The sequence below is a fragment of the Methyloceanibacter sp. genome (assembly GCF_051306395.1).
GTDB lineage: Bacteria > Pseudomonadota > Alphaproteobacteria > Rhizobiales > Methyloligellaceae > Methyloceanibacter.
Window position 1 is genome coordinate 23,150 of the sequence record NZ_JBPPND010000202.1, and the last position, 12,839, is coordinate 35,988.

12 protein-coding genes are annotated in these 12,839 nt (G+C 63.8%); 4 read left to right on the forward strand and 8 right to left on the reverse strand.

The genetic code is table 11. The annotated features are described in order from the left end of the window. The 4 genes from ACSLE4_RS10505 to ACSLE4_RS10520 are packed head-to-tail and all read right to left on the reverse strand — an operon-like array spanning window position 1 to window position 2,779. Window positions 1-207, reverse strand: a complete 207-nt coding sequence (locus tag ACSLE4_RS10505) for a Flp family type IVb pilin (RefSeq protein WP_435904406.1) — start codon at window positions 205-207, stop codon at window positions 1-3. Further along, a complete protein-coding gene (mutT, locus tag ACSLE4_RS10510; RefSeq protein WP_435904407.1) occupies window positions 194-640 on the reverse strand; it encodes an 8-oxo-dGTP diphosphatase MutT in 447 nt (148 codons plus the stop codon). Before mutT ends, ACSLE4_RS10505 begins: the two co-directional genes overlap by 14 nt. Window positions 641-647: 7 nt before the next feature. After that, on the reverse strand, window positions 648-1,886 hold the full coding sequence (argJ, locus tag ACSLE4_RS10515; RefSeq protein ID WP_435904408.1) for a bifunctional glutamate N-acetyltransferase/amino-acid acetyltransferase ArgJ: 1,239 nt from the start codon (window positions 1,884-1,886) through the stop codon (window positions 648-650). 17 nt (window positions 1,887-1,903) lie between these two features. Beyond that, window positions 1,904-2,779, reverse strand: coding sequence for a peptidylprolyl isomerase (locus ACSLE4_RS10520; RefSeq protein WP_435904409.1), 876 nt, complete (start codon window positions 2,777-2,779; stop codon window positions 1,904-1,906). 156 nt (window positions 2,780-2,935) lie between these two features. Here ACSLE4_RS10520 and ACSLE4_RS10525 point away from each other — a divergent pair, with 156 nt between their 5' ends. The 4 genes from ACSLE4_RS10525 to ACSLE4_RS10540 all read left to right on the forward strand — a co-directional run bounded on the left by ACSLE4_RS10525 (window position 2,936) and on the right by ACSLE4_RS10540 (window position 8,716). Further along, a complete protein-coding gene (locus ACSLE4_RS10525; RefSeq protein WP_435904410.1) occupies window positions 2,936-3,277 on the forward strand; it encodes an ArsR/SmtB family transcription factor in 342 nt (113 codons plus the stop codon). 15 nt (window positions 3,278-3,292) lie between these two features. Then, window positions 3,293-3,826 carry an arsenate reductase ArsC gene (locus tag ACSLE4_RS10530; protein ID WP_435904411.1) on the forward strand — a complete coding sequence of 178 codons (534 nt, stop codon included), beginning with the start codon at window positions 3,293-3,295 and terminating at the stop codon, window positions 3,824-3,826. A gap of 212 nt (window positions 3,827-4,038) precedes the next feature. Continuing rightward, window positions 4,039-6,810 carry a preprotein translocase subunit SecA gene (gene secA, locus ACSLE4_RS10535; RefSeq protein ID WP_435904412.1) on the forward strand — a complete coding sequence of 924 codons (2,772 nt, stop codon included), beginning with the start codon at window positions 4,039-4,041 and terminating at the stop codon, window positions 6,808-6,810. Between the two features lie 133 nt (window positions 6,811-6,943). Beyond that, window positions 6,944-8,716 (forward strand): SLC13 family permease, encoded by a 1,773-nt coding sequence (locus ACSLE4_RS10540; protein ID WP_435904413.1) that lies wholly within the window; start codon window positions 6,944-6,946, stop codon window positions 8,714-8,716. Window position 8,717: 1 nt separating this feature from the next. Here ACSLE4_RS10540 and ACSLE4_RS10545 read toward each other — a convergent pair whose 3' ends face one another. The 4 genes from ACSLE4_RS10545 to ACSLE4_RS10560 form a co-directional block, all read right to left on the reverse strand. Then, window positions 8,718-9,557: a L,D-transpeptidase family protein gene (locus tag ACSLE4_RS10545; RefSeq protein ID WP_435904414.1), complete on the reverse strand. Its 840-nt coding sequence runs from the start codon at window positions 9,555-9,557 to the stop codon at window positions 8,718-8,720. 75 nt (window positions 9,558-9,632) lie between these two features. Then, window positions 9,633-10,583, reverse strand: coding sequence for a L,D-transpeptidase family protein (locus tag ACSLE4_RS10550; protein WP_435904415.1), 951 nt, complete (start codon window positions 10,581-10,583; stop codon window positions 9,633-9,635). 169 nt (window positions 10,584-10,752) lie between these two features. After that, on the reverse strand, window positions 10,753-11,703 hold the full coding sequence (locus tag ACSLE4_RS10555) for an acetyl-CoA carboxylase carboxyltransferase subunit alpha (RefSeq protein WP_435904416.1): 951 nt from the start codon (window positions 11,701-11,703) through the stop codon (window positions 10,753-10,755). A gap of 145 nt (window positions 11,704-11,848) precedes the next feature. Then, window positions 11,849-12,820 carry a site-specific tyrosine recombinase XerD gene (locus ACSLE4_RS10560; RefSeq protein ID WP_435904417.1) on the reverse strand — a complete coding sequence of 324 codons (972 nt, stop codon included), beginning with the start codon at window positions 12,818-12,820 and terminating at the stop codon, window positions 11,849-11,851. Between the last annotated feature and the right edge of the window lie 19 nt (window positions 12,821-12,839).

A 12,839-nucleotide genomic window follows, 5' to 3' on the forward strand; every position in this document is an offset into this window, starting at 1 on the left:
CTAGCCAAGCAACCCGGCGATTTGCCCGAAAGCGGTCTCTAAGCCACCTCCCAACACAGCGACCCCGGCCAGGACGGCAGCGCAGAGAGCAACCAGTAAGACAGCATACTCGACGATCGTGGCGCCGGAGCAATCCGACGCAAAGGCGCACAGCGCAGTCCCGACCCGGGCCTTGAAGCCTGGCTGGTTGTTTTCAGTCGCCCGCATGGCTTTCCCCTAGCAATCTCAAAAGACCTGGCAGCGTCTGTTTCAACGGTTCGTCCGCCGGAGGCATGGCGTAGGCGGTCAGCGCCTCGGCGCCGACCCAGGCGAGCGCCTGCCCCTCATGCGCAGTCACCTTTCCCTGCCAGCGCCGGCACGCATAAACCGGCATGAGCAGATGAAAGGCGGGGTAAGCATGACTGGCAAACGTTAAGGGAAGGAGTCCCGGTTCGGATACCGCGATCCCGAGCTCTTCTTTCAGCTCCCGGATCAGCGCGTCCTCGGGCGTCTCGTGCCTTTCCACCTTGCCGCCCGGGAACTCCCACAGGCCCGCAAGCGGCTTCCCTTCCGGCCGTTGGCTGATGAGCACGCGGTCTTGCGCATCGATCAACACGCAGGCCGCGACGAGCACGACGCGTTTTCCGCCTTCCTGCCCCATGCGCCGCTTAGGACCGGTAGTCAGCGTTGATGGCGATATACTCCTTGGTGAGATCGCAGGTCCACATCGTGTCCCGCCCGTCGCCCACGCCCACGTCGACGGCGATATCGATCTCGGGGCGCTTCATATAGGCCGCGCCCTGCGCCTCTTCATATGCGGGCGCCCTCTCGCCGTCCTTGGCCACCTCGATATCGCCGAACCAGATCGCCAGCCTGTCGCGGTCGGCCCGCTCGCCCGCTTTGCCGACCGCCATGACGATGCGGCCCCAATTCGGGTCCTCGCCGGCAAGCGCCGTCTTCACCAGAGGAGAGTTGCAGATGGACTTGGCAATGACGCGGGCGGCCTGTTTGGACTCCGCGCCCATAACCGTCACCTTGACGAACTTGGTGAGGCCCTCGCCGTCCTTGACGATCTGATGGGCGAGATCGCGCATCAGATCGAACAGCGCGGTACGGAACCCTTCGAGACGCGGATCGTCGCCTCGCGCGATCCGCGGAGCACCGCGCTTCGCCGCCGCGCCGGTCGCGAACAGCAGCACCGTGTCGCTGGTCGAGGTGTCGCTGTCGATGGTGATGGCGTTGAAGCTGTCCTCGACGAGCGGCGCCATGACTTCGTGGAGGGCGGCAGGTTCGATCGCCGCGTCCGTAAAGAGATAAGCCAGCATGGTCGCCATGTCCGGCGCGATCATGCCCGCGCCCTTGGCGATGCCGTTGAGCGTCACCGTTACCCCGGCGATCTCGCAGGATCGCGTAGCGAGCTTGGGGAACGTGTCGGTGGTCATGATCGCCCGCGCCGCCATCTCATAGGCGTCAGGCTCGGCCTGATCGGCAAGCTCGGCAAGCCGGCCGACGAACTTGGCGGGATCGAGCGGTTCGCCGATTACCCCGGTGGACGAAATATAGACATCCGCCTCGAGACAATCTGCCACGCGCGACGCGGCCTGCGCGGTCGCTCTCACCGCCTCACGCCCGCGCATGCCTGTGAAGGCATTGGCGTTGCCGGAATTGACCACGAGCGCGCGCGCCATGCCGTGGGCCAGATGCTCCCGGCACCATTCGACCGCCGCGGAAGCGGTCTTGGACCGGGTGAACACGCCGGCGACCGTCGTCGTGGGTTCGAATAAGGCGAGCAGGAGATCCGTGCGTCCAGGATAGCGGATACCGGCCGCGCACGCGGCCAAGCGCACCCCCTCGATCGCCGGTAACGCGGGCAGGCTGTGTGGCGCGAAAGGCGAGATCTTAGCCAAGGCTAATCGCTGGAGGCTTAATGGTCCTCGTCGAACTTCTCATCCGGCAGGGGCGGCGCTTCGCCACGCATGGCGGCGTCGTCCATGGACCGCTTGATGTCCGGGTCGACGATCTCGATCTCGGCCCCGTTTCGCAAATCCGTGACCACGGCCTGCGCCTTCTGGGCCACGAGCTGGGTCTTGATGGCTTCCTTGACCTCATCGAAGCTCGGCAGCTTCTGATCGCGCTTTTCCTCGACCTTGATGATGTGCCAGCCGAACTGCGTCTGCACCGGATCGGAAATCTTGCCGACGTCGAGCGCGAAGGCCGCCTCCTCGAACGGCTTCAGCATCTGGCCGCGGGAGAAGAAGCCGAGATCGCCGCCTTCGGCGTTCGTGTCCTTCGACGTTTCCTTGGCGACAGCGGCGAAGTCCTCGCCCTTCTCCAGGCGTTCCTTCACCTTCTTTGCTTCTTCCTCGGAGCTGACGAGGATATGCCGAGCATGCACTTCCTGCTCCGGCTTTGTCTTGGCGATCTTGTCTTCGTAGATTTTCTTGGCGTCCCCCTCGTCCACCGCGCCGGAGATGCTCGCGTCGAAGTAAGCATCGCGCAGAGCACGCCGCTGGTGATACTTGATCCGGGCGTCGAAGTCGTCGGCCTCGTCCAGATTCTCCTTCTTGCCGGCCGCGGCCATCAACTCGTTCTCGATGACGAATTGCAGCAGCACGCGCTTGCGGTCCTCGGGCCGGTAATTGCCCAGCCGAGGACCCACCTCGGAGGCGGCGAAGTCGAGATCGGACTGCTTGATATCCACCCCATCGACACGCGCCACGACGGCGTCGTCGGCAGCGGTGGCGAGCGGCACAAAAGAAACGGACGCTGCGAGGAGCAGCAAGGCTGACCAAGTTTTCACAGAATTTAATCCTCGTCTTCTGCGCGCCATTCGCTCTCTGAATGGCGTGGCGCGCGGGTTTGGGCGCTTCCCCTAACGCCTTCTTAGCGTTGGCCTTGGCCATTGCCAAGCGGGAGGAATTGACGCCCGCTCATTCTCGTCTATATTTCCAGAATTATGGACATATCACACGCCGTATCCGCCTTGAGCGCGGTGGCCCAGGAAAGCCGGCTCAAAGTCTTTCGCCTGCTCATCCGCACCGGGAGCAAGGGGATGGCCGCCGGCGATATCGCTCGGGCGCTCGGCGTGCCCCACAACACAATGTCATCCCACCTTGCCATCCTGTGCCGGGCCAAGCTCGTGCAGGCCCGGAAAGCCGGTCGCTCCGTGATCTACGCCGTGGACCTTGAGGGCACCCGGGCCCTGCTCTCCTTCCTGGTGGAGGATTGCTGCCAAGGCGAACCTGCCGTTTGCGGGCCGGTGATCGAGTCCACCCTCTCTGCGTGTTGTTCGGAATAACTGGAGGAAACCGCCATGAACGCTACCAACAGCCACGACCCGTTGAACGTGCTCTTCTTGTGCACCGGCAACTCGGCCCGCTCTATCATGGCCGAATGCCTCCTGAACCGCCTGGGCCAGGGGAAATTCCATGCCTATAGCGCAGGCAGCATGCCGACCGGTGAAGTCAATCCCCGCGCGCTGAACCTGTTACGAAAGACGAATTTCGACGTATCGAGCCTACGCTCCAAATCCTGGGAAGAGTTCGCCGGCCCGGACGCGCCGAAGCTCGACTTCGTATTCACCGTTTGCGACAACGCCGCGAACGAGGTCTGCCCCATCTGGCCAGGCCAGCCCATGACCGCGCATTGGGGTTTGCCCGATCCTGCCGCCGTGGAGGGCACCGAAGCGGAGAAGGCCTTCGCCTTCGACGACTGCTTCCGTATGCTGAACCAGCGCATCTCGATCTTCGTCAACCTGCCACTTGCCAGCTTGAGCAAGCTCTCCCTCCAAAAGCACCTGGACGACATCGGCAAGGCCGGCGTTCCGGCCTCCAAGGAGCCGGCCTAAGCCCCGCCTGCTCCCGCACGTCGCGTTGACAAGGGTAAGGGCGCCTCTTATGTCTCAACCGCGTTGATCCCCGGCATTTTTCGTCATTTTCCGAACATGGTTTGGCGAGCTTTCGCCGGGGATTGCCACACATCGCCAGCCACGGACCTAACGGGCTTGTTTCGCCACAGCCCCAATCGGCCCGGCTCAGGCCATAAGAGGCATAAGGTTCGATGCTTTCCTTCGGCAATTTCGCCACCAAAGTCTTCGGCTCCGCCAACGACCGTAGGCTCAAGACGTTCACAAACGCGGTCGAGGCCATCAACGCGCTTGAGCCCGAAACAGCCGCGCTGTCCGACGAGGACCTTCGCGCCCGTAGCGACCAATTCCGCAAGCGCCTCGCCGATGGCGAGACACTCGACGATTTGCTCCCGGAAGCCTTTGCCACGGTCCGCGAGGCCGCCAAGCGCACGCTTCACCAGCGCCATTTCGATATGCAGCTGATCGGCGGCATGGTGCTGCACGAGGGCCGCATCGCCGAGATGAAGACCGGTGAAGGTAAGACGCTTGTCGCCACCCTGCCCGTCTATCTCAACGCGCTCGCCGGCCGCGGCGTCCATGTCGTCACCGTCAACGACTATTTGGCCAGCCGCGACGCCGCCTGGATGAGCGCCGTCTACGAATTTCTCGGGCTCACCGTCGGCACCATCGTGCACGACATGAACGACGCGGAGCGCAAGGCACAATATGCCTGCGACGTCACCTACGGCACGAACAACGAATTCGGCTTCGACTATCTGCGCGACAACATGAAATACACCAGCGACGAGATGGTGCAGCGCAGCCACTTCTTCGCCATCGTCGACGAGGTGGACTCCATTCTCATCGACGAAGCGCGCACACCGCTCATCATTTCGGGGCCGCTCGACGACCGCTCGGACCTCTACACCACCATCGACGTGTTCATCCCCAAGCTGGTCGAAGAGGACTACGATCTCGACGAGAAGACCCGCCATGTGACGCTTACCGAAGCGGGCAATGAGCATGTCGAGCAGCTCTTGAGCGAGGCCGGCCTGCTGAAGGGCGAGTCCCTCTACGACGTGGAGAACGTCAGCATCGTGCATCACGTGCAGCAGGCGCTGCGCGCCCACAAGCTGTTCCTGCGCGACCGCGACTACATCGTGAAGAACGACGAGGTTGTCATCATCGACGAGTTTACCGGCCGCATGATGTCCGGCCGGCGCTATTCGGAAGGTCTGCACCAGGCGCTCGAGGCCAAGGAGCACGTGACCATCCAGCCCGAGAACCAGACGCTCGCCACCATCACCTTCCAGAACTACTTTCGCCTCTATGAGAAGCTCGCCGGTATGACCGGTACCGCCGCCACCGAGGCGGACGAGTTCATGGACATTTACGGCCTCGACGTGGTCGAGGTGCCGACCAACATGCCCATGGTCCGCGACGACGAGGACGACGAGGTCTATCGCACGGCGAACGAGAAATATCTGGCGATCATCGAGCTCATCAAAGACGCCCAGAAGCGCGGCCAGCCCATGCTGGTCGGCACCACCTCCATCGAGAAGTCCGAGGTGCTGTCGGAGCTGCTAAAGAAGGACAAGGTTCCGCACAACGTGCTCAACGCGCGCTATCACGAGCAAGAGGCGTTCATTATCGCCCAGGCCGGCGTGCCGGGCGCGGTGACCATCGCCACCAACATGGCGGGCCGCGGCACCGACATTCAACTAGGCGGCAATCCCGACATGCAAATCGAGAGCTGGCTCGCCGAGCAGGCGGAAAAGGGCAAGGAGCCCACGCCGGAGGAGATCGAGAAGAGGCGCACCGAGATCGCCGCCGACATCGCCAAGAAGAAGAAAGATGCGCTGGATGCCGGCGGCCTTTACGTGATCGGTACCGAGCGTCACGAAAGCCGGCGCATCGACAATCAGCTGCGCGGCCGCTCAGGCCGCCAAGGCGACCCGGGCCGCTCCCGCTTTTTCCTGTCGCTCGAGGACGACCTCATGCGCATCTTCGGGTCGGAGCGCATGGACGGAATGCTGCGCACGCTCGGCCTCAAAGACGGCGAAGCCATCGTCCACCCTTGGATCAACAAGGCGCTGGAGAAGGCGCAAGCCAAGGTCGAGGCGCGCAACTTCGACATTCGTAAGAACCTGCTCAAATTCGACAATGTGATGAACGACCAGCGCAAGGCGATCTTCGAGCAGCGCCGCGAGCTCCTGGGCGACGCGGACCTGAATGAGACCGTCGCCGAGATGCGCCGCTACGTGGTCGACGACCTGGTCGCCCAAGCGATCCCCGAAAAATCCTATCCCGAACAGTGGGACCTCGACGGGCTGAAGGAGCAGGTGAACAACATCTTCGGCCTCGACCTGCCTGTCGCCGATTGGGCCGACGAGGAAGGCATCGGCGAGGCGGAGATCCACGAGCGGTTGATCAAGGCCACCGACGAAGCCGCCGCCAAGAAGGCGGCGCAGTTCGGCCCGCAGATCATGCGCCAGCTCGAGCGCGCCATCCTGCTGCAGACCATCGACGGGCTGTGGCGCGAGCACATCATCACGCTGGAGCATCTGCGCCAGGTGATCGGCTTGCGCGGCTACGGCCAGCGCGACCCGCTCAACGAATACAAGAGCGAGAGCTTCACCCTGTTCGAGGGGATGCTCTCCCGTCTGCGCGAGGCGGTGACCGGGCAACTGATGCATGTGGAACTCGCCCCGCAGGATGACGCCCCCCCTCTGGAAGGGGCCGACTTGCCGCCGATGGAGGCCCATCACATCGATCCGACCACCGGCGAAGACGAGTTCGCCTTGGAAGCGGCAGGTGCCGGGCCCGTAGGCGGCGGCGCTGCCCGACCCGCACGCGCCCGCAAAATAGCCGCAGCGGCTGTCGATCCGGCCGATCCCTCGACCTGGGGTAAGGTTCAGCGCAACGCGCTGTGCCCTTGCGGCTCCGGCAAGAAATACAAGCACTGCCACGGCGCCTTCGGCTAATAGGGCATGACCGGACTTGCCCTGCTCGCGGGGCAGGCCTGCCGACGATCCGCAGAGCCCTGCCCGAGGCGGGAACCGTTGGGACGGTACGGCGCTTGTTGTTCGGGGACTCTCAAGGGGACTTTCAGGCCACATGACGCTCGACCAGGCGCTCGCCTTCGCAATTGTGATCGCCATGATGGCGCTCTTCATCTGGGGGCGTCTGCGCTACGACGTGGTCGCGCTTCTGGCGCTGCTCGCCGCGATCACCGCCGGCATCGTGCCGCCCGATAAAGCGTTCTCAGGGTTCAGCGACGACATCGTCATCATCGTAGCGAGCGCGCTGCTTGTCAGCGCCGCGGTGGGCCGCTCCGGCGTGATCGAACGCGTCGTCCGAAGGCTCGGCCCCTACCTTACCGATGTCACCCGGCAAGTCGCCGCCCTTACCGGCTCCGTCACGATACTCGCGGCCTTTGTGAAGAACATCGGCGCCCTCGCCATGCTCATGCCCGTCGCGTTCCAGTTCGGCCGTCGCACCGGGACGTCACCGTCCTCGCTGTTGATGCCAATGTCGTTCGGCGCGCTGCTCGGCGGAATCATCACCCTGATCGGCACCTCGCCCAACATCATCGTATCGCGCGTGCGCGAGCAAATTCTGGGTGAGCCGTTCCACATGTTCGACTTCGCGCCGGTCGGGGCCACGCTCGCATGTCTGGGATTCCTGTTTCTCATTTTCGGCTGGCGGCTATTGCCCACCGACCGCAAGGGTGCGGTGTCCATGGACGCGGCCTTCAAGCTCGAAGGTTACACCACCGAGGTCACAGTGCCGGCGGACTCGCCCGCCGCCGACATCACCGTGAAAGCGCTCGAGGATCTCGGTGAGGGAGAGGTCGAAGTCATCGCCGTCATTCGTGGGCCCAAGCGCCGCTTCGACCCCGCCGGCAACAGCATCATCAAGGCCGACGACGTCTTGATCTTGCGTGGCGAGCCATCGGCGCTGGAACGTATCGTGGCCCTTGAAAAACTGACGCTGATCCGGGACGAGGACAGCAAGGAGCGCGACACGCCGAGCGACGACGTCGGCATCATGGAAGCCGTCATTACGCCAGACTCGCAGCTCATCGGCTATTCGGTTGGTCGACTCAAGCTCGCCGACCGTCACGCCATCAACCTGCTTGCGGTGAGCCGCACCGGACGGCGGATCGCCAACCGCCTCCGGACGGTGAAGCTGCGCGCGGGCGACGTCGTCGTACTCCAGGGCAACCTCAAGACCATGCCGGAGACCCTCGGCGAATTGCATCTGTTGCCACTCGCGGAGCGCGATTTGCGGATCGGCCGCCGGGGCAGCCTTGTACCTTTGGGTGTCCTGGCCGCGGCCATGGGGCTCGTCGCCGCCAATCTGGTGCCTGTCGCCGTCGCCTTTTTCGGCGCGGCTGTGCTTCTGCTGCTCTTCCGGTCGCTCTCCTTGAGCGAGGCCTATGACGCGATCGAATGGCCGATTCTCGTCATGCTCGGAGCCCTGATTCCGGTGAGTGACGCGCTGCGCACTACCGGCGGCACCGATCTCATCGCGACGTGGCTGTCAGAGACGGCGTCCTCGTTGCCGGCCTATGGAGCGCTGCTGCTGCTGATGGCAGCCGCCATGGCGGTGACGCCGTTTCTCAACAACGCCGCCACCGTGCTCGTCATGGCGCCCATCGCAGCGAGCTTCGCCGCCAATCTCGGCTACAACCCGGACCCGTTCCTCATGGGGGTCGCGATCGGCGCCGCGTGCGACTTCCTCACGCCCATCGGCCATCAGTGCAATACGTTGGTGATGGGCCCCGGCGGCTACCGTTTCAGCGATTATTGGCGGCTGGGCCTGCCGCTCTCGATCATCGTGCTGCTCGCCGGCACGCCGCTCACTCTCTATTTTTGGCCGATCTAGCTTACGAATTGCCGGCGATCTCCGGTGGGCAGTGCTGCTCGACCGCGCTTGCGACCGTAGCGAGGCTTCCCGGCTCGAACGCGTAGCGGCCCTCGCACACGCTCACCTTGGGCGGCACCCCTGACCTCTCGAACAGGTCGTGGCCTTTCTTGAGGTCCCCCCAGAAGCCGCTCCATTGATCGCCGCTCCGCAAGCGCATGTTGCGCTCGGTCATGCGGAAGGGAAACGCGTGCACCGGAATCCGATCCTGCCCGTTGTCCAGCGCCTTGGTGACGAAGGCCCAGATCTCGTCCACCACGCCATCGGTCACCGCGTAGCAGCCGATCGACGCGCAGCCGCCATGCACCATGAGGAAGGAGCCGGTACGGCCCTTACCCCGGTCGTAGACGTTGGGGAAGCCGAGATTGAAGGAGAGATGCATCCGGCTGTTCGGATTGAGCGCGTCCTTGCTCACTGTATAAAAGCCTTCCGGGGCCTGCCGGTCGCCCTCTTTCAGCTTCGGCCCCAGGCGTCCGGACCACATGCAGATCGGATAGGTGGCGAATAGCTGAAAGCGTCCGTCTTTCTGCACCCAAAGCTCGATCTCCGATTCGAGCTTGTAGATGCGCAGGTGAACCGGGAGCCCCGGCTTCACCCCGGCACGATCCAGCCTGGCGGCAAAGCGCGAGAGGTCAGGCGTGCCGGGCAACGGCTTGTCGGCGCGGTGCAGCGCCTTGTATTCGGCCCGGTCCCAATTGATGGTGACGCGGTCGATGAGCTGCCGCCCTTGCGGGGAGAACAGGAAATAGGCGCCGCCCGCGAGCGCCAGGACAACAAGAGAAACGAGAAGAGACCGCAACATCGCCAGTCACACGCCAGAGGAAAGAGGCCAGAGGATGGACTATAACGCGGCGCGTGCCGCCGTCGTAGGGCGAGGCTATTTCTTCTTTGTCTTTTTCTCAGGCGCGGGCGTCGCCGGCCCCAGCGTCATGGCCTGATATGTCGGCGTGATCGCTCCAAAGCTCAGGTCGAGCGTGCTGCCGAGCGGCTTCGCCAGCGAAGCATGAGACATGTTCGGCTCCTCGCTCTGCTTCGGCGGCTTGAACGCGACCACGGGCAGCTTCTGATACCGCGGGCACGAGCCTCTTGGATTGGGATACTTCCCGTCGACGAAGGCAGCATTTACCACATAGCGTTCGCCGCACACCGCGAGGCGCGGCGCGAGACGCGTGGTCTCGAAGTAGTCGTAGCCTTCTTTCAGATTGGCCCAGAACTGGTACCAATCATGCTCGCGTTGCGCCGCCAGGTTGGCCGCGGTCATGCGGAAGGGAAACGCATGCAGCTGGAAGTTTTCCTGGCCGCTGGTGAGCGCCTCTCGCGCCAGGATGTAGATTTCCTCCACCACCGCGTCGGTCATGGCGTAGCAGCCCGACGACGTGCAATCGCCATGCACCATTAGGTTGGAGCCCGTGCGGCCGAGCGCGCGGTCATAGGCGTTGGGGAATCCGATATTGAAGGCGAGGTGATATTGGCTCTTCGGATTCATCAGATCCTTGTCGACCAGATAAAATCCCTCCGGCGCCTGCCGATCGCCCTGCTTCAACTTCGGACCCAAGCCGCCGGAGTAGGCGCAGATCGGATAGGTCTTGAAATGGTAGTAGTGACCGTCGTCCTTCTGCTTCCAGACTTCAAGCTCGGACTCAGCCTTGAAGATGCGGATGAGAATGGGCTGCTGCTCGGTCATGCCCTTTTCGGCCAGCAGCGCGCGTGTCTGGGGCGAGAGCGGCTTCATATAGGGCGGAGAAAAATTGCCACAGCCAGACAGCGCGGCCGCGAGCGCGACCACGCAGACCGTAAGAACGGCTGTGATAAACCTTGAACGAAGCATACGCAGTGCCCCTCGCGCACCTCGGCCAAGATCAAGTGAGATGGGTTAAGAGAACCTTACGCGGACCCGCGCCAAGCCCTCGGCTTCCCCCGATTTCGGCAAGGTATAATACGCTTACTTAGACCGAGTTGGACTAAAAAGATGGCGCTTTTTTGGGCGAAAATGTGGGTCAGTCAGCCCGGCCCATGGCGAGGAATTTTTCACGCCTATCCTTGCGAATTTCCTCCGGAGACAGGCCGTCGAACGAGGCGATGGCCTTCACGATCACGTCGCCGGCGGCCTTGACGACGCCCTCCCCGTCCCGATGGGCCCCGCCCACCGGCTCGGGGATGATTCCATCGACGATTCCGAGCCTCAGCAGGTCCTGAGCCGTGATTTTCATATTGGTCGCCGCGTCCTGGGCCCGGCTCGAGTCGCGCCACAGGATCGAGGCGGCGGCCTCCGGAGAGGCCACGGTGTAGATCGAGTGTTCCAGCATGTAGATGCGGTTCGCCGTGGCGATGGCGACCGCGCCGCCCGAGCCCCCCTCGCCGATGATGAGCGAGACGATGGGCACGCCGATCCGCAAGCAGCAATCGGTGCTCCTCGCGATGGCCTCGGCCTGACCGCGCTCCTCGGCGCCGATGCCGGGATAGGCGCCCGCCGTATCGACCAGGCTCACAACGGGCAACGAGAACCGGTCGGCCATCTCCATCAGGCGAACCGCCTTGCGGTAGCCCTCGGGGCGGGCCATGCCGAAATTATGCTTGATGCGGCCTTCGGTGTCGGAGCCCTTTTCGTGGCCGAGCACCATGACCGAACGGCCCGCGAGCCGGCCCATGCCGCCGATGATCGCCTCGTCCTCGGCGAAATACCGGTCGCCGGCGAGCGGCGTGAAGTCGCGCACCAAGCCTTCGATGTAGTGCTTGAAATGCGGCCGCTCCGGGTGGCGGGCGACTTGCGTCTTTTGCCACGGCGTGAGCTCCGCGTAGGTCGCCACCAGCGCATCGTGGGCCTTGGTCTCGAGCCGCGCGAGTTCCTCGTTGATCGACACGGACTCATCGCCCGAGAGCGCCTTCAACTCGGCGACCTTGCTCTCAAGCTCCGCGATCGGCTTTTCGAAATCGAGATATGTACGCATGCAGCTTGGCTAGACCCCTTGGGAAACCCGGATTTTCCCGAGCGGGCATCCTTACGACAAAAGGAAAGACAACGGAAATCCGGTTGTAAGTGGCCTCGTGACGACTGCGTGTCAACCGGCGGCCCGTGCCGCTCAAACCAGGAGACTAGCGCCGTTTCGTTAAGTGAGCCTGAGCCAACGGGTGATGCTGTTCCACCAGCCGGCGCAAGCGTTCCTCGATCACATGGGTGTAGATCTGGGTGGTCGAGATGTCCGCGTGCCCCAGAAGCTGCTGGACCGTGCGCAAATCCGCGCCCCGCTCCAGGAGATGGCTGGCAAAGGCATGGCGCAGCACATGCGGCGAGACCCGAGCCGGATCGAGATTCGCTGCAAGCGCCAACCCCTTCAACTCCTGGCCGAGGCGCTGACGGGTGATGTGCTGCCCGCCGTCTCCGGTGGGAAACAGCCAAGACGACGCGGCAAGCCCCTCGTCGTTCTTGAGCGCCGCGAGATGCGCGGCCAGTGCGCCGCGCGCCGCGTCGTTCAGCGGCACGAGCCGTTCACGCCCGCCTTTGCCGGTGATGGTGAGCACCCGGTCGTCCGCGGCGAGCACGTTGCGCGGCAGCGCGATCAGCTCCGACACGCGTAAGCCCGAGGCATAAAGCGTCTCAAGCACGGCATAGAGCCGCAGAGCCCGCCGGCGGGGGGCGCCCTCGGCCGACGTGTCACAGGCCAGCTTGGCGGTGTCGATCAGCGTCTCCACCTCGGAGAGCGACAAGATCTTCGGCAGCGGCCGGCCCAGTTTCGGACTGTCTATGGCGGAGGTCGGGTCGTCGGCGCGCAAGCCCTCCCCCAACAAGAAGCGGAAAAACTGGCGGATGGCTGAGAGCTTCCGGGCGCGCGAGGTGGGCGCCAGCCCCTTGCCCGCGAGGCTTTCGAGATAGGCGCGCACATGATCGGCGGAGGCCTTTGCCGCGCTGCTCTTCTTGACGGCGAGAAAGGCGAGAAAATCGGAGATGTCCCGCGTATAGGCGTCGACGGTGTGGGCGGCGGCCCCGCGCTCGGCCATGAGCATGTCGAGGAACAGCGCAAGCTCGGAGTCGCCCGCGGCCTTTTTCGCGTTCTTGGTCCCGGCCAAGGCTCTACCCCCTCGCCGG

Bases quoted from the DNA above. Each gene is read 5' to 3' on its own strand.
- ACSLE4_RS10505 (WP_435904406.1), bottom strand. From the start codon at position 207: ATGCGGGCGACTGAAAACAACCAGCCAGGCTTCAAGGCCCGGGTCGGG.
- mutT (WP_435904407.1), bottom strand. From the start codon at position 640: ATGGGGCAGGAAGGCGGAAAACGCGTCGTGCTCGTCGCGGCCTGCGTG.
- ACSLE4_RS10525 (WP_435904410.1), top strand. From the start codon at position 2,936: ATGGACATATCACACGCCGTATCCGCCTTGAGCGCGGTGGCCCAGGAA.
- ACSLE4_RS10530 (WP_435904411.1), top strand. From the start codon at position 3,293: ATGAACGCTACCAACAGCCACGACCCGTTGAACGTGCTCTTCTTGTGC.
- secA (WP_435904412.1), top strand. From the start codon at position 4,039: ATGCTTTCCTTCGGCAATTTCGCCACCAAAGTCTTCGGCTCCGCCAAC.
- ACSLE4_RS10540 (WP_435904413.1), top strand. From the start codon at position 6,944: ATGACGCTCGACCAGGCGCTCGCCTTCGCAATTGTGATCGCCATGATG.
- ACSLE4_RS10545 (WP_435904414.1), bottom strand. From the start codon at position 9,557: ATGTTGCGGTCTCTTCTCGTTTCTCTTGTTGTCCTGGCGCTCGCGGGC.
- ACSLE4_RS10550 (WP_435904415.1), bottom strand. From the start codon at position 10,583: ATGCTTCGTTCAAGGTTTATCACAGCCGTTCTTACGGTCTGCGTGGTC.
- ACSLE4_RS10555 (WP_435904416.1), bottom strand. From the start codon at position 11,703: ATGCGTACATATCTCGATTTCGAAAAGCCGATCGCGGAGCTTGAGAGC.